Genomic DNA, 16,433 nt, shown 5'->3' on the forward strand with positions numbered 1-16,433 from the left:
CGTTCAGCGCCGCAGTCGCAGTTCGAACCGCTCGGCGAAAGCCGAAAGCGTCTGGTTGAGCCGGCCGATGTCGTCATCGGTGTTCTTGGCCGTGACCTGGATGCGGATACCCACCTTGTCGCGCGGGACCAGCGGATAGGCCGCCAGCGTGACGTAGATCCCGCGGTCCCACAGGAACGTCGCGGCCGCGTCCATGTCTGCGCCGTCGGCGAGGGGGATTTCGATGATGGGCAGGCCGCTGGCGTTGGGCGTCCAGACCCCCAGGGCGCCCAAATGGTCCAGGACACGCATCGTCTTGCGGTACAGATCGGCGCGGATGGCGTCGCCGCGCCGGTCGTTGAGGTCGAGACCGGCGAGCACGGTGGCGAGCGAGGCCGTCGGTGAGGGGCCCGAGTAGAGGTAGGGCGCGGCTGCCACCTTGAGGTGATTCTTCAGCCAGGTCGGAAGCGCCAGGAACGCCAGCAGGGAGGAGTACGCCTTGGAGAATCCGCCCACCAGCACGATGCCGTCGTACGTCTCGCCGAGATGGCGGACGACGCAGTTGCCCCGTGCGCCGTACGGGGAGGATTCGTCGGCGCGGCGTTCGCCGACAATCCCGAAGCCGTGCGCGTCGTCGATGTACAGCACTGCGTCCCGCGCCCGGCAGACGCCCGCCAGCTCCAACAGGTTGGGCACGTTCCCGGTCATGCTGTCGACGCCGTCCAGGCACACCAGCCGGGTGGAATCGGCCGGCACCGCGCGCAGCAGGGCATCGAGTTCGTCGGGCCGGTCGGCGTGGAAGCGCTTGACTTTGGCACCCTGCCCGCGGGCCACCAGACACCCGTCGTAGACCGTGCGGTGTGCTCGTGCTTCGACGAAAACGTGTCCCTCCCCGGCGAGCACCGGGATCACGGAGGCGTGGATCAGGGTGATGGTCGGGAGGAGCAGGGTATCCGGCGCGTCGAGCAGCGCGGTGAGCCGTTCCTCGATCTCCGGATAGAGCCGGGGGCTGCCGATCAGCCGCGACCAGCTGGGGTGGGTGCCCCAACGCTGTATCTGTGGTTCGACCGCGTCCATGATCTCAGGCTCGAGGTCGAAGCCCAGGTAGTTGCACGACGCGAAGTCGATGAGCCAGTGATCGCCGCAGCGAATGTGCCGGCCGCGCACCTCGTCGATGACCGCGTCGCACATCGGGCTGGACTGCCGCAGGTGTTCGAGCTCTCCCCAGCGTGGATCGCGTCGCGCGCCGCCCGGTTCCAGTGACGTCCGCGCGGAACTCTCCTCCACCGTGCCCCCTCCCGCGGACGACGAATGCGGGCCTGCCCCGGCGGTGCTGCGGCGACGGCGCGCCGGCGATTGCTTGGTGGCGCTGTTGACAAGGCTTGGTGCACGGTGTTCCTGGGCGCTCCGCAGGAGTTGTTCCCCCTGGTCCGCTGTCATCGGTCGGGCGAAGAGGTATCCCTGTCCGAAGCGGCAGCCCATTGCTGCCAGCCGGTCGCGTTGCTCCACCTCTTCGATGCCTTCGGCGATGACCTGAAGGCCGAGTGTGTCGGCGATGCGCACAATGCCCTCGACCAGAGCGACTTGCTGATCGTCGACGCCGACGTCGTCGATGAAGGACTTGTCGACCTTGAGTATGTCGATCGGGAATTCCCGGAGGTAACTGAGCGACGAGAAGCCGGTTCCGAAATCGTCGATCGCCATTCCCACGCCGAGATCCTTCAGCGTCCTCATCACCGAACGGATCTGATCGTCGCGGTGCATCAGGACGGTCTCCGTCAGCTCCAGCACCAGCGAACCGGGCGCCAGGCCGGACGTGTCGAGGACGTGGCGCACCTGGTCGAGGAAGCCCGGATCGCGGAACTGGCGGGCGGAGACGTTGACGTTGATGTTCAGGGGCTCCGGGCGCGGCACCGCCTGTTGCCAGTGGGCGACGTGGGCGGCGGCGTGCTCCAGTACCCAGGCGCCGAGCGGCATGATGTGCCCGGTCTCCTCGGCGAGTGCGATGAACTGACCCGGAGGGACCAGCCCGCGCCTGTCGTGCGGCCAGCGGACCAGCGCTTCGAAGCCGGCGACATCGCCGCTGGCGATCTCGACGATGGGCTGATAACGCACGTGGAACGACTCGGCGGCGATCGCGCTCTCGAGGCTTGCCTGGAGTTCGTGCCGCTCCAGCATTCCGGTGTGCAGCCGCGCCTGATAGCGGCGCCACTGCCGCTTCCCGGCCGTCTTCGCCGCGTACAGGGCCAGGTCGGCGTGGCCCAGGAGGTCTTCCGCAGTGGCGCTGTCGCGTGCGCTGGCTATACCGACGCTGGCCGAGAGGCTGATCATTCCGCCCGAGAGCCGGAACGGCTGGGTGAGGCTCTGGATGATCTGTGCGGCGAGCACTTCCGCGACCGCGGGGTCCTTGCCACCTTCCATGAGGACCGCGAACTCGTCGCCTCCCAGACGTGCCGCCGTGTCGCTGGCGCGCAGCGTCCCGGACAACCGCCGCGCCACAGCGATGAGGAGTTCGTCCCCGACCGAGTGGCCCCTGGTGTCGTTGACCACCTTGAAGTCGTCGAGATCGACGAACAGTACGCAGGTGACGGTGGAATCACGGCGCCCGCGAAGCAGCGCGCGGTCGATACGCTCCAGCAGGAGCACCCGGTTCGGCAGACCGGTCAGCGAGTCGTGAAAGGCACGATGGGTGAGTTCGCGCTCCAACTGCCGCTGCTCGGTGACGTCCCGCAGCGTGAGGACCAATCCGTGCACGGTCTGGTCGTGCCGCAGATTGCTGCATCTGGCCTCCACATCGATACGCCCGCCACCGTGCTTGACGACCTGCCAGTCGTCGCGGCTGTCCTGGTCGTCCTCGGTGCGCATCCGCGCCAGGGAGCGCATCGCACGGTCGCTGTCCTGGGGCGCGACGAGTTCGGTGAGCCCTACCCCCTTGAGAGGGGTGCGGCTGAACATCCCCTCGGCGGACGGGCTCGCGTATTTGACGGTGTTGTCGTCGTCGAGGATCAGGATCACGTCCGAGGCGTTGTGCACGAGGGTGCGGAAGTACGCCTCGCTGTTTCGGCGGTTGACCTCCTGGCCGAGAGCCACGCGTTCCACCGCCAGCGCGGCCTGCGAGGCCAGGGTCTCGAACACGCCCCACCGTTCCGCCAGGCTGTGCTCCGTACCGGTGATGACGAGAGCACCGACCAGCGCGTCACCGGACGGACGGTCCCTGAGGGACAGCGGACACAGCAGCGCGTTCGGCAGGTCCTCCCCCAACTCGGCGGCCGCGGTGGCTCCGAGGTCGTCGACGCGTACGACCTGTGTCTCACGGGCGAGAAACCGGGGCAGCCACGCATTGGCTGTCTCGTCCGTCCAGCTGATGTGCCAGTTCCAGGCGCGCGACTTGGTGCGTACGGTGTGGAGCCTGGTTTCGCCGGGATCGGTGGTCAGCAGCACGGCCTCGTGGCGGGTCCCCGTTCCGAAGAGCAGTTCCGCCGCTCCCTGGATCGAATGTGCGATCTCCTTCACGCTGGCCGCGGCCACCAGCGACGCGGCCGCCACTCGCAGGCCCCGTTCGCGGCTCACGGCCTTCAAGTGAACTGCCACCAGGCCCGACAGCCGTCCGAGTACGAGCATGAAAAGAAGGGCGGAGAACACCGCGATGACAGACGCGTCCTGGATATTGCCGCGCAGGGACTCGAACAGGAGCATCGCGGGGGCGACCAACGAGGCCAGGGCGAGTACGGCGAGCCGCCGGACGTGGATCCCGGGCTGTCGTTCGGGCATCCGTTCGGTCAGTTTCACCATGGAGGGATGCAGCGCCGCCAGCCCCCAGGCGGTGAAGAAGACCACCCAGCCCAGGTCCATCGGGGTGCCGACCTGCCAGGCCCCTTTGAGCTGCAGCAGTCCGTACAGGACGTCGGAGACGAGGATGCCGATCGTGCCGACGGTGAGGAGTTGGATCGCGGGGCTCCGCAGACCGCCGGGCGTGAGCAGCCGCGCGAGCATCGCCAGCATCAGTACGTCACCGAGCGGATAGGCGATCGAGATCGCTCGTTGAATCCATGTGGTGTCGGCGGCCTGGGCGTTGGGCGTGATGAGGAAGACCCAGGAGAGCAGCGCAAGACCGGATGTGAGGATCAACGCGTCCAGCAGGCTCGCGAGGTCCCGCCCCGTGGTGCGGTAGCGGATGAATCCGAACAGCCCGATGGCAAACAGCGGATACGTCGCCAGATAGAAGACGTCGGCAAGCGAGGGAAATGGATTCTGCTGGTCGAAGAAGGTGTTGAGGATGTTGTACGTCGTATCGCCCGCCGTGAAGGTGAAGTTGGCGGCGGCCAGCACCAGCCAGGGCCAGCGGTGCGCCGGCCGATGCATCCGGATGCCCAGGAGAATGGCGCAGACGCTGGCGAGACCGATCACGGCCCAGGTGACGTCGTGTCGGCTCGGCATCGTCAGATAGACGACAGTGGGCGGGATCACGAGTACGACGTATCCGGCCATCAGACGCTGGACCCGGGTCAATGAGAACCGCCTCCTACCACCATCGGACACGGAGGACAGCCCCCGTCGTCCCGTTCGGCATTGTCGGCCCGTCATTACCTTTTTACGATGCTAAGGCCCTTGAGGGATCACTGCGACTGGACGTTTTCGAGAGCCGGTCGGTGCCGCCGGGGGCTTGCCGAGCAGCAGTCCACTGGAGTGGGCTCCCGCCGGATTGAAGCAGGGCGTTGGAGTGAACGGTGAATTCCGGGCCCGGCGACATGCGTCGGCGAGCATCTGCTCATGGGCCCGATTCGTGTTGTCGGCATCGCGGTACCCCCGAGCCGGGACGGCATTCTCCCGGCTTGACAGGACGCGGAGACGTCGCGCTCAGCTGAAATCTCATAAACTCGACTGATGCGCAAACTGTGACAAACTATTCAAGATGGTAATGAAGTATGCTTAGCGTTACATTTCGCTTGACTGTGCGTGAGCATCGTGCGTAGATGGAGAGGACTCTCGAAGGCCAGTCGTCGCCCGTTCCACCGGAGTCGGCCCCGTACTGGCGAGCGAGGGGATATTCCCTCGCATCGGTGCCCCGGAGCGCACGCAGGCGGCCCTCGGACTCCACCGCGGCCCCGGAGCACCAGTGAATCGTGCCCGCGGCCGGACCGTGCCCCGGTCGGCAGCGACGGCAGTTCCCGCGGTTTCGAAAGCCAGGAGGAACGAGCGATGACGCCCGTGCCCGTCTTTCTGTACCACTCAGTGGCGGACGATCCACCGTCCTGGATCGCGCCGTACACCGTCGGTCCGGGCACGTTCGCCGAGCAGCTCGATCTGCTTGCGGACAGCGGGCGCACCGTGATCCCTCTGCGGCGGCTGGTGGACGCGATCCGCAACGGATCGACGCTCCCGCCACGCCCCGCCGTCCTCACCTTCGACGACGGCTTCGCCGACTTCTACGGGACGGTGGCTCCGTTGCTCACCACACGGAATCTCCCCGCCACCTTGTATGTCACGACCGGGGCGGTACGCACGCCCGGCGGGGTAGCCGGGGAAACTCTGCTTCCACGGACCGACATGCTGACCTGGAGACAGATCAGAACGCTCGACGAATCCGGGGTGGAGATCGGTGGGCATTCGCGCACGCATCCGCAGCTCGACACCCTTCCGCCGCACCTGCTGAACGACGAGATCGGCGGATGCAAGCGGCAGCTGGAGGATGTGCTGGGTCACGCGGTCCATGCGTATGCCTACCCGCACGGTTACTCGAACGCCCGAGTCCGTCGCCGCGTGCGCGAGGCCGGCTGGACTTCGGCCTGCGCGGTGGCCAACGCGTTCAGCTCTGTGGAGGATGACCCGCTGCGGATCGCCCGCCTGACGGTCTGTGCCGACACCCGGCCTGCCCTCTTCCAGGACTGGGTCGATGGTCTGGGCGCTCGGGTAGCGCCCTTCCCTGAGCGCCCGCGGACCAAGGTGTGGCGTCTCTACCGCCGCACTCGGGCCCGGCTGGGCAGCCCGGTCGGCGGCCCACCGTCGTCGCCCGGCCGGATCCAGGAGACGCAGGGACGGACATCAGTATGAGATTCCAGGTGGTGTCCCCGACCGAGCTGCGCCCCGGTGCAGTGGCCGCCTGGAACGCCATTCAAGCGGACCACCCCGAGTACGCGAACCCATTCCTCGGCCCCGACTTCGCTCGCGCCGTGGCCGCCGTCCGGCCGACGGTACGGGTCGCGGTCGCCGTAGCCGACAGGGAGCCGGTGGCGTTCTTCCCCTTCGAGCGAGGACCACTCGGAATCGGCCGTGCGGTGGGTATGGGGATTTCCGACTGCCAGGCCATTGTGCAACGTCCCGGTGTCGTGACCGAAGCGGAACCGCTTCTGCGGGCCTGCGGGCTTTCGGTGTGGGAATTCGACAACCTGATGGGGGACACACAGCCCTTCTCGCCCTACGCCCGCACGCTCCATGCCTCGCCAGTGATGGACGTGGGCGATGGCTATGCGAACTATGAGAATCGGGTCTCGGAACACTCGCCACGATTCGTGCGCACCATGGCGAAGAATACTCGTAGACTCCAACGTGATTTCGGCGAAGTCCGCTTTGTTTTCGACGAGAAGGACCCGGATCAGCTGCGCACTCTGATGCGTTGGAAGTCTGCGCAATACCGCAGGACAGGTCGTATGGACCGCTTCGCGCAGCCATGGATCACCGAGTTGCTGAAGCAGCTGCATGCGACCCGCACAGACACACTCGCCGGCCTGTTGTCCGTACTGTACGCAGGAGATGAGCCCGTCGCCGCGCACTTCGGGCTACGGTCCGGACGGGTGATGGCCTGTTGGTTCCCCGTCTACGACACCCGCTTCAACTACTACTCGCCGGGGCTTCTTCTTCACTTGCGGATGGCCGAGGAGGCCGCCCGGGCCGGGTTGGACTACCTGGATCTGGGGCGTGGCGCGAGTGAACACAAGGAAAGGCTCAAGACGCGAGAGCTGACCGTCGCGGAAGGGTGGGCGGCACTGCCGTCCGCGGCTGCCGTGGTGCATTGGCTGAGCAGGGCGCCCCTACAACGGGCCCGTGACACCGTGTCGGAGAGGCCACATCTGAGGCAAGCGGCCCGGCGCACACTCAACGCCCTGGGCGCGATGCGAACACGATGGGCCATGGACTCGAAGTGACACGGGCGGCGGTGCAACCGTGCTTCGCCGCACCGATCGTCGTTTCATCCCGTCAACTGCCGGCAGTGGCGCGCCAATAGCCCAATTGACCGGCGCTGCCCAGATAGGAAAATGCGATGTCCATCTGTCGCCACTCGCAAAATCACCGCATCAACACCGGGGAGGATAAATCACGCAAATACCGGCGGACGGCAACATGTCATGGTACCTAGTTTGCCTATGAAACCTGAGGATGGCTCGAGGCTTCTATTCACAGACCGGAACGGCACGGCAGCGGTTTCGTCCCCCGACACTGCCGTCGCGCCACGCCCGATCCGCCGAGCCTCCCGCTTGTTCACCCGAGTCGCGCTCCCCGCCGCCCTGGCCATGTGGCTGCTGTCCCTGCGGAATGTGCATGTGGCCGGCATGGGCGACCTGGGCCTCGTGCAGGTGTTGCCGGTCATCTTCTGGGTGGCAGGAGGACTACTGACACTTGGGTTCTGCGCAGCGCTCCTTGACCGGCGCACGCCCGGCTGGCTCTACGCGGGTTATGTTCTGGCGCTGATCGCGATGCTGCACGCCACGGCCCCGCTCCTTTACTCCCAACTGAGCAACGCCTGGGCCTGGAAGCACGTTTCCATGGTCGATACGATCCTCCGCCTCGGCCAATTGCCCATTGCTCATGACCATGGGTTGGACGTCTACAACCAGTGGCCGGGCTTCTTCGCGCTGAACGACATGGTGGTTCAGGCAACGGGCATCGACTCCGCGCTCACTTATGCGGCTTGGGCTCCGCCGGTGGCCGATGCCCTGCTGCTCGGCCCGCTGATCTTGATCTACCGTTCGTTCTCCCGCAGCAGACGGTTGTCATGGGCCGCCGCGTGGGTGTTCTACACCTGCTTCTGGGTGACCCAGGACTACTTCGCCCCGCAGACGCTCACCTTCCTGCTCTATGTCTGCGTCGTCGCGGCCGTCGTTTGGCGCCTTCCCCGGTCGGTTACCCGCATCGCGAGAAAGCGTGAGGCGGGTACCGATTCCGGCAGCCCGGTGCGTACCCCGGACCCGGGACCCACGGCCAGGGCACGGGAAGCCGCCCAACGCCCGTCAGTCGGCTGGATTCTGCTGGTGCTTCTGCCCGTGGCCGCGATCGTGTGCTCACATCCCTTGACGCCGCTGATGCTGATCGCCGCTCTGGTCGCGCTCGCCCTGCCGAGACGCAACCGACGGATTGTGCTACCGGTCCTGCTGGGAACCGTGGTTCTGACCTTGGCCTGGGATCTCACCGTGGCACGCCCATTCATCTCGGCGAATCTCAACGAGATGGTCCAGGGCCTGACTCAGCCTGCAGAGAATGCCAGCGCAGGTTTTCTGGATCTGTCTGCCGCGTCCGACGCCCAGGTGCTGGTGGCCTGGACCGACCGTGCGCTGTCAGCCGGCGTGTGGCTGCTTGCGGCCATGGCCCTGGTGTTCCGGCCCGCCCTGCGGCGCACCCCGCTCCCCCTGCTCGCGGTCGCCCCGCTGCCCTTGCTGGCCCTCAACAGCTACGACGGGGAGATGCTCTTTCGGGCCTACATGTTTGCCCTGCCCGCCATCGCGTTCGGGGCGGCAGCCCTGCTGGCCGGTGGGCGCCGCTGGGTACGTGCGCTCGTGCTGCCGGTCGTCCTGCTTCTTCTGTTCGCAGGGTTCGCGATCAGTTACTACGGCAAAGAATATGCCCTCTACTTCACCCGCTCAGAGACGGTGGCCGCCCGATGGTTGTTCAGCCACGCACCCCCTGGATCTGTGGTGGCTGCCATTACAGAGGACTTCCCCGCGGGCTACACCGATTACGACCAGCATCAGAGGGTGTGGATCACGCTGGAGGGCGAGTGGGTCCCGCACCGGTTCGCCCTCGACCCTGCGGGCACGCTCGAGTCGTTGGTCGGTGAGAGGAAGCCCGTCTACCTCATGCTCAACAGGGCACAGGAAGCCAGAATCCACGCCACCGGATGGTTCCCCACAAGCCTCAAGAAAATGGACAGTGTTCTCGCCGCGCATCCGGACTTCCGGGTCGTCTATCGAAACAATGACGCCGTGGTGTACCTCTTTACCCCGCCCAGGAGTTAAGGCCCAACGATGAGACCCGCTGCACGAACCCTGGTTTTCGCCGCTGCCTGGTCCGCGCCGGCCGCCGCGGCGCTGCCCGCCGGGAATTCCCTGCGCATCGCTGTCGTGATGATTTCCGTGCTTCTCTTCCCCGGGCTTCCACTGGCCCTGCGGCTGCCGCCCCGACCGCATACGCTGGAAAGCTCTTCGTGGGGGCGGCCGTTGCAGGTCGCGGTACTGACAGGAGCAGTCAGTCTCGCCAGCGCGATTCTGGTGAGCGAACTGCTGCTGCTGGCCGGGGTCCTCACCTCGCTACGCGTCCTCGTCGTACTGGCCCTGGTGAGTACCGTGGCTGTGCTGCTACCGGCCGCGCAGTAGCGCCGCCCACAAGACCGGCGAAAGCCGGTGATCAGTGCTGCCAGACGCGAACGTAGTCCACCCGCATCTCGGCTGGAAGTTTTGTGGGCCCCCCGATCTTCGGCTGTACTGAATTGTTCAGCATCAGCCACTGCGGGGCCGAGGTAATGCCTTCTGTGATTGCGCCGACAAAGACGCCGTCGTAGTAGTAGTCCACACGCCCGGGCTGCCAGTTCGCGCCGAAGGTGTGCCAACCCGTGAAATCACCCGTCGCGCACTGCCCTCGCGGCCCTTCCTTCGAGTAGAAGTGGAAGCAGGCGCGCCCGATGAGTCCTTCCATCACATCGTTCTCCCCGGTGATGGGCCATTCTGGCCCCACCTGCCAAAACGCCGGCCAATTCGCAATCACACCCGGAGTGGCAGCCGGCAGGTAGATGCGCGCCTCCAGCGCACCGAACCTCTGCCGGAAGTCGTCCTTCGAATTTATCATTCCGGAGGAATACTCCATCTCCTTGCCTCCGCACGTCGCCGGCTTGCGGATCGCCGTGATATTCAGGGTACCCTCGGAGACGTCGACCAGGTTGGAATCGTAGCACTGCAGTTCATCGGTGTTGACAGGCGCGGTGATTTCCGTCGAACCGTTTTCATCAGGGTTCCCGGTGGCCCATTTTTCCCTGTCAAGACTCGTCCCATTGAATTCATCGCTGAATACCGAATACCAAACACCTGGAATGCCGCGCGGCCCTTCGCTCTCCGATTTTTGCGAGGTGAATTTCTTGATCGGTGAAAGGCGGTGCCAGACATCGTCCACCTTGTAGGAAACGAAATATTCGTAGGATCCGGCCGGGAATGTGCGCGCCTGGGACGTGAAGACCATGTCGCCCTTGTCGATAGTCCCACCGAGCGCACCTTCGAAATCGGGGGTGGCGCCGGTCTCCGACCTCACAGCAACAGTCAAGCTCTGTACAGAGATTGGTCGCGTGGTATAGATCTCTGCAGTCGCCGTCACCGGGGCATTGAGCGAGGGAGACGTCGGCAGAATGAACAATGAGTCGACGACGATGGGGCCCGCCTCCGAGCGATCCCGACTGGCGCAGGTAACGGTGGCGAAAGCGACAGTGATAACGAGCACAAGAGCGGCAAATGATCTGTGGCCCCTGAAGTTGCACTGCCTGAACGAGGGAGGCAAGATGGCACCTTTTCTCCAATGTGGCGGTCAAGGGGCCGGGAACAGGCACGCCCTGCAAGCCGTTACTACGCCAAATGGCGTAAGGGGAGGGAGTCCGTTCGGCGAGCAATGTGATTCGTCATTGGATGATACGCCTGGCCGGGCATTCCCGTCGTCTCGGCGAGGTGTCCAAGCATGGTGCGATGGGCTTCGGTGACGACACGGGTCCGGGTTCCCTTCCGCATCAACTGGCGGGATCTGCGGACCAGCGCGTACCCCTTGGTCAGCGCCCGGTCCCTGGCGAAGTTACGGGCGATCGCCCGCCCCTCCACCAGCCGTTCGAACTCCTCCACACCGGTGCCGCGCCGTACGGTCACCCGCTCCAGCGCGTACGGCCCCTGGCGCGGCTTCGCCAGCGCGTTGCCCACCACCAGCGACTGTGCGAAGCCCGCCGCGCGCACCGCCCGCCGCACCCGTCGGCTGGAGTAGCCGTACGGATAGGCGAAGGAGACGGGTGGGGCGCCGAGCTGCTCGGCGACGATCTCCTTGCAGTCCAGCACCTCCCACCACAGATCCTCGTCCGCGAGCTGGTCCAGCTGCGGGTGGGTGTGGCTGTGCCCGCCGATCTCCGCGCCCGCCGCGGCGAGTTCGCGCACCTGGTCCCAGTCGAGCATGGTGTCCAGGGCGGCGCCCTCGATCTCGTACGGGCCGCGCAGCCAGCCCGTCGAGACGAACACGGTGGAGGGGAAACCGTGCTTGGCGAGGATCGGGAGGGCGTGCCGGTGCACCCCCTCGTACCCGTCGTCGAAGGTGATCAGCACCGGGCGGCGGGGCAGCGGGGAGCCGCTGCGCCAGGCAGCGGCCAGCCGCGCCGTCGTCAGCGGTGTGAAGCCACGGTCGCCGAGCAGCTCCATCTGCTCGGCGAACGCCTCCGGCGAGACGGACAGGGCTTGGGTGGACGGCGCGGGCTCGTGCGCGACCGCGTGGTACATCAGGATGGGCACGGGCTGCCGGGTCCACCGGCGCTCTCCTCGCGACGAGAGCGCAGCGCCGACGACGGGCTGCGGGCGTCCGGAACGCGGAACCACGCGTGCGCTCATGCCGCCGCACCTTCCCGGTGCCCGCCCGGTGCGCTGCGCGGCCCCGCCGAGGACGGGGGCACATCCGCGATCGCGAAAGTGGAGCTGTTGCGGCGGGCGCGGACGGTGCCGAGCACATACCCGCCCGCGGCGGCGGCCACTCCGGTCACGATCGCGCCGGCGCGGCCCGCTCCGCCGCGCCGCCCCAGCAGCGCGTCCCGCAGCCCCCGCGCCACCCCGGCGGGCAGCACCCGGGTGGTGTACCGGCGTTCGGTCTCCAGGCCCTTGTCCGCGCCGACGCTCCGCGCCACCAGTGCCTTCGACAGGCCCTCGGCATACGCACGCGTACGGAAGTAGCCGAACCGTTCCCGCACCGCGGGCACCTTGTGGTGGATCACCGCACGGTCGTCGATCAGCAGCACGGCGTCCGGCCTCGCGCGGGAGAGCCGGATGCACAGCTCGGTCTCCTCGCAGCCCAGCGGGCGTTTGTCGCCGTCACGGCCGATGCCGGTCGCGAAGCCGCCCGCGGCGTCGAAGGCTTCGCGTCGGAAGGAGGCGTTGCCGCCCAGCACATTGCGGACCCGCACCTTGCCCTGCGGCAGCCCCTTGTACGTACAGCCGACGACCCAGTCGAACTCCTCGGGGAACCACGCCGGGCGGCTCCTGGACGCCCACACCGGCTCCGTACGGCCGCCGACCGCCATCACCCGCGGATCGGCGTACGCGGCCGCGAAGTGGCGCAGCCAGTCCCGTTCCGCCACCGCGTCGTCGTCGAGGAAGGCGATGACCGAGCCGCGCGAGGCGGCGATCCCGGTGTTGCGGCCGGCGGAGAGGCCCTGGGGTCCCGCGTTGGCGAGCACCCGTACCACCTCTCCTTCTTCCCCCTCCTTGTACTCGTTGGTCAGCCGGTCGAGGAGCGCCGGGTTGTGGTCGACGACCAGCAGCGTCTCCAGAGCCGGCCGGGACTGCGCCCGCATCGACTCGACGGCGGCGAGGATGTCTTCCCAGCGATCCTCGGTGTAGACGCAGATCACGACGGAGATGTCGGTGCAGTCGGTCATGACGGCTTCTCCGAACTCCGGGGCAGCCAACGCGACCGCCAGATCAGCAGGTACAGGGCCAGCAGGGACTGGGCCGCGAGCCAGGCGACGCCTGCCCCGCTGAGGCCGAGCACCGGCAGCAGGACAGCCGAGAGACCGAGCACCAGCACACAGAGCGCCAGCTGCAGCCCCACCACCATGCGCAGTTGCCGACGCATGCGAGCCACGTCCACCGCCACGCTCACCAGGAGGTTGGGCAGCGCCGACACCGCCAGCAGCCGCAAGAGCATGGTGCCCTCCGCCGCGTACTCGGCTCCGAAGAAGGAGAGGAGCTTCGGGGCGATGACAATGATGGTGATGGCTCCGAGGAGCATCAGCAGAGCGGAGTGACGCAGGACCTTGAACGCCTGTTCGGCCAGCTGCCCGGGGCTGTGCGCCGCCTCCACTATCAGGGAGCTTCCCATGTTGCTCGCCAGCAGGTACGGCACATAGCCGACCATCCACGCCAGGGAGAAGTAGGCGCTCTGCTTCGCGCCCAGGGTGTTCAGCACCAGCAGCGGGACGAGGGTGTACGCGGCCATCCGGAACATCGAGCCGACATAGTCGGCGGCCGCGTATCCGACCATGCGGGGCGGGCGTACCGCTTCCGGAGCGGTCTTCTCGTGGCGGGGCACCGCGTGCCGCAGCAGAAAGAAGTTGGTCAGGAGGATCGCGACCAGGAGGGCCCCGGCCCAGGAAATCAGGATGCCGGTCCAGAGTGTCAGAGCGGCGCCCACGGCCAGCAGCGTGATCTTCAGGCTGGCGAAGAGCATATTCTCGGCAACCAGCCAGCCCGCTCGGCGCACTCCGGTCAGGGCGCCGTCCTGCAGGACGAAGATGGTGTACCCCGCGGTGGCCGCGACAAAGCAGACGCCGCTCACCGGGGTCAGCAGGAAGTCCAGGTCGGGAGCGATCCTGGGCACCAGCAGCAGGAATGCGACGGCGGCCAGCACACTGCAGGCGGCGCCGACGAGGTAGCAGGCGAGCACCAGCTTGCGGGTGTGCCGCCCGGCGGACGGTACGAAGCGGACCAGGAAGTCGGAGAGGTTGAGCTGACCGATGCTGGCGAGCAACGTGCCGGCAGAGAGCGCGGAGTAACTGAGGCCCACCACCTCGTCGGAGTACCAGCGGGTGGCACACACCCAGAAGACGGATCCCAGCCCGGCGGTGATGAGGGAGCTGATCGCGAGGAGATGCCCGTTGCGCAGCAGCGGCTCCCGGGATCGGGACACCACGGCGGCGAGCCCCGCTCGCAGCGCCGCGACGGGGGGGCGCCCGGCAGCGCGGTCGGGGGACGGCGCGGTCGCCGTTTCCGCCGAATCCGTTGCCCGAAGGGCGCGTATTGCATACACGGCTGCTCCTCAGCCCCGGTCGCGGTCTGCGCGGGCGGCGCGATTGAGGTAGCGGCTGCGCAGATAACCGAGCGGACCGTACAGCAGGCCCCGTATCTCCAGGAGCGCGAGCTGCCGGGACCATCCGGCGCCCGGTTCCGTCCGGCCGCGTGCCTTCGCCGCCGCGTATCGGATGCCGCCGGGCAGCTTGCGCAGCATGGCGGGCAGCATCCGGGGCTCGTGGGCGAGCGCCCCGGTCAGGTAGGCCCCGAGCCCGACGCCGTACCCGAAGGCCTGTGTCTTCATGGCGTCGTCGGTGCGGTGGTGGCGGTGCCAGACGATCGCGCCCGGCTGATAGGCGAGGGTGCGGCCGTGGACCAGGACCCGGAAGAAGGCGAGCAGGTCGTCGCCACCGTGGGCCGGTGTTCCAGTGCCGGTGGCCGGGTCGAAGCCGCCGAGGGCGCGCAGCAGATCGGTACGGAAGGCCATGTTGGTGCCGGAGCCGCAGCGTCCGGCGGTGAACGGAAACAGCGGGTCGGCCGGCGGATTGTGCAGCGACCAGGTCTGCGGGCTGTACCCCTTGCCGAATTCACCGTGTCGCTCGAGCGCCGCCTGTGCCCTGGTCTGGAGTTCGGCGGGCACGATCAGGCCGGTGACGCAGCCGATCCGCCGGTCCGCGGAGAAGGCTGCGGCGAGTTCGGTCAGCCATTGGGCGTCGACGAGGGTGTCGTCGTCCGTGAAGGCGGCGATCCGGCCGCGCGCGACGGCCAGGCCACGGTTGTGTGCGCGGGCCAGACCGGGCACGGGCTCACGGACGTAACGGACCCGCCCGCTGTAGGAATCCTGGACCAACTGCTTGGCGGACTCGTCCGCCGGGGCGTTGTCCACCACGATCACCTCGAACTGCGGGTACTCCATCTCCAGTATCGAGTCCAGGCACCGTCCAAGCAGCTCGGGCCGGTTGTGGGTGGCGACGATCACGCTGATGTCGGTGGCCTCATCGAGGGCGCGGCTTCTGGCGGCCTGGCAGTGGCGGACGGCCAGTTCGTCCCACATGTGGGAGGAAGCGCCGGACCGGGCGCTCGGCCGGTCGGCTGCCAAGTGCCCGGCGATGGGGTCGGTGAGCTCTCGGTGGGCCGCATTTGCCAGGGCTCGCCACAGCTCATCGGGGGTGGTGCCGGTCGCCGAGACCATGCCCAGCGGGTAGCCGTGCAGCCGCACCAGGGCCAGCACCCGGCCTTCCGGGCGGATCCGCTCGCGACTGCCCGGGGGGTGGAACTCGCCCGGCTCGGCCAGATCGATGTCGACGACCCTGGTCGGGGCGTACGGCGGAGCGATGAGGACGGTGTGTGCCGCATGTGCTGTGCCCGAGGTGCCAAGGGCCCGGCCGGTGGCGGTCATGAGGTGTTCCGTCCGGTCGGCGCGGTCCGTGCTCCGGGGCGCTCGGAGAGCAGGGTGTGCAGCACCCGGCGGCCGTCGGAGATGGCGTGCAGGTTGGAACGACCGCTGCGGCGGGGCAGTTCGAGGCTCGGGACCTCGGCGATCCGCAGTCCGCAACGCAGGGCGTGCACGATCATCTCGGCCTCGATCTCGAAGCCGGCGGCGTGCAGGTCCAGTTGGTCCAGGAAGCTGCGCCGGAAGGCGCAGAACCCGTAGCACAGGTCGGTCAGCGAGGCGTCGTAGAGCCTGTTGACCGCTGCCAGCAGCACATGGTTGCCCAGTCGCCTGAAGCGGGTGATGTCCAGGGAGCCGCCGCCCGCGACGAACCGGGAGCCCTTGACGAAGTCGTAGCCGTTCTCGAGGAAGTGCAGGTAGTGCGGGATCTCGGCGGGCGACATGCTGCCGTCGGCATCCATCATCACCACGTAGTCGCCGGTCGCCGCGAGGAACCCGGTGCGAAGGGCGTTTCCCTTGCCCGGGCCGCTCTGCCGGACGCTGCGGACCGTGGGCAGGCAGTGGGTCGCCATGGAAACCGTGGCGTCACTGGAGTCGCCGTCGACCAGGATGACCTCGTCCACGCAGTCCGGAATCTGCTCGAAGACCCAGGGGATGTTGCGTGCCTCGTTGCGCGCCGGAACCACCAGGCTCACGGACCCGCGCGGTGGCAGCCTGTCCTCCGCGCGTCGCATCGGGTGAGCGGGCGGGTCGGTGGCTCGCCGGGCGGGGTGCGCGGCGGGGGTCGGCGCCGGGGCGGAAGCCGGGGGCTGAGTCGGGTTCATGGTCATGATCTCTCC

10 protein-coding genes and 1 pseudogene are annotated in these 16,433 nt (G+C 67.4%); 4 read left to right on the forward strand and 7 right to left on the reverse strand.

The genetic code is table 11. The features are described from left to right. Positions 1-3 precede the first annotated feature (3 nt). Positions 4-4,488 (reverse strand): aminotransferase class I/II-fold pyridoxal phosphate-dependent enzyme, encoded by a 4,485-nt coding sequence (locus ACQEVG_RS32345; protein WP_432990405.1) that lies wholly within the window; start codon positions 4,486-4,488, stop codon positions 4-6. Between the two features lie 690 nt (positions 4,489-5,178). On the opposite strand from ACQEVG_RS32345, the gene ACQEVG_RS32350 reads away from it, so the two are divergent. From ACQEVG_RS32350 to ACQEVG_RS32365, 4 genes are all read left to right on the forward strand, one after another. Continuing rightward, a complete protein-coding gene (locus tag ACQEVG_RS32350) occupies positions 5,179-6,030 on the forward strand; it encodes a polysaccharide deacetylase family protein (RefSeq protein ID WP_432990407.1) in 852 nt (283 codons plus the stop codon). 11 nt (positions 6,031-6,041) lie between these two features. Beyond that, positions 6,042-7,121 (forward strand): GNAT family N-acetyltransferase, encoded by a 1,080-nt coding sequence (locus tag ACQEVG_RS32355; protein ID WP_432990409.1) that lies wholly within the window; start codon positions 6,042-6,044, stop codon positions 7,119-7,121. 330 nt (positions 7,122-7,451) lie between these two features. Continuing rightward, positions 7,452-9,206, forward strand: a complete 1,755-nt coding sequence (locus tag ACQEVG_RS32360) for a glycosyltransferase (RefSeq protein ID WP_432990411.1) — start codon at positions 7,452-7,454, stop codon at positions 9,204-9,206. Between the two features lie 9 nt (positions 9,207-9,215). Next, a complete protein-coding gene (locus ACQEVG_RS32365) occupies positions 9,216-9,563 on the forward strand; it encodes a hypothetical protein (protein ID WP_432990413.1) in 348 nt (115 codons plus the stop codon). A gap of 31 nt (positions 9,564-9,594) precedes the next feature. Here ACQEVG_RS32365 and ACQEVG_RS32370 read toward each other — a convergent pair whose 3' ends face one another. From ACQEVG_RS32370 to ACQEVG_RS32395, 6 genes and pseudogenes are all read right to left on the reverse strand, one after another. After that, positions 9,595-10,488 (reverse strand): glycoside hydrolase family 16 protein, encoded by an 894-nt coding sequence (locus ACQEVG_RS32370; protein WP_432990415.1) that lies wholly within the window; start codon positions 10,486-10,488, stop codon positions 9,595-9,597. A gap of 443 nt (positions 10,489-10,931) precedes the next feature. Continuing rightward, positions 10,932-11,702 (reverse strand): annotated as a pseudogene (locus ACQEVG_RS32375) (polysaccharide deacetylase family protein); the annotation flags it as partial. A gap of 104 nt (positions 11,703-11,806) precedes the next feature. After that, a complete protein-coding gene (locus tag ACQEVG_RS32380; protein WP_432990417.1) occupies positions 11,807-12,850 on the reverse strand; it encodes a glycosyltransferase family 2 protein in 1,044 nt (347 codons plus the stop codon). Beyond that, positions 12,847-14,220, reverse strand: coding sequence for a lipopolysaccharide biosynthesis protein (locus ACQEVG_RS32385; RefSeq protein WP_432990419.1), 1,374 nt, complete (start codon positions 14,218-14,220; stop codon positions 12,847-12,849). Before ACQEVG_RS32385 ends, ACQEVG_RS32380 begins: the two co-directional genes overlap by 4 nt. Positions 14,221-14,229: 9 nt before the next feature. Next, positions 14,230-15,600 carry a glycosyltransferase family 2 protein gene (locus ACQEVG_RS32390; RefSeq protein WP_432990421.1) on the reverse strand — a complete coding sequence of 457 codons (1,371 nt, stop codon included), beginning with the start codon at positions 15,598-15,600 and terminating at the stop codon, positions 14,230-14,232. Further along, positions 15,597-16,424, reverse strand: a complete 828-nt coding sequence (locus ACQEVG_RS32395) for a glycosyltransferase family 2 protein (RefSeq protein WP_432990423.1) — start codon at positions 16,422-16,424, stop codon at positions 15,597-15,599. Before ACQEVG_RS32395 ends, ACQEVG_RS32390 begins: the two co-directional genes overlap by 4 nt. Positions 16,425-16,433: the final 9 nt, after the last annotated feature.

Origin of the sequence: Streptomyces sp. CA-135486 (genome assembly GCF_050936555.1) — a bacterium.
GTDB lineage: Bacteria > Actinomycetota > Actinomycetes > Streptomycetales > Streptomycetaceae > Streptomyces.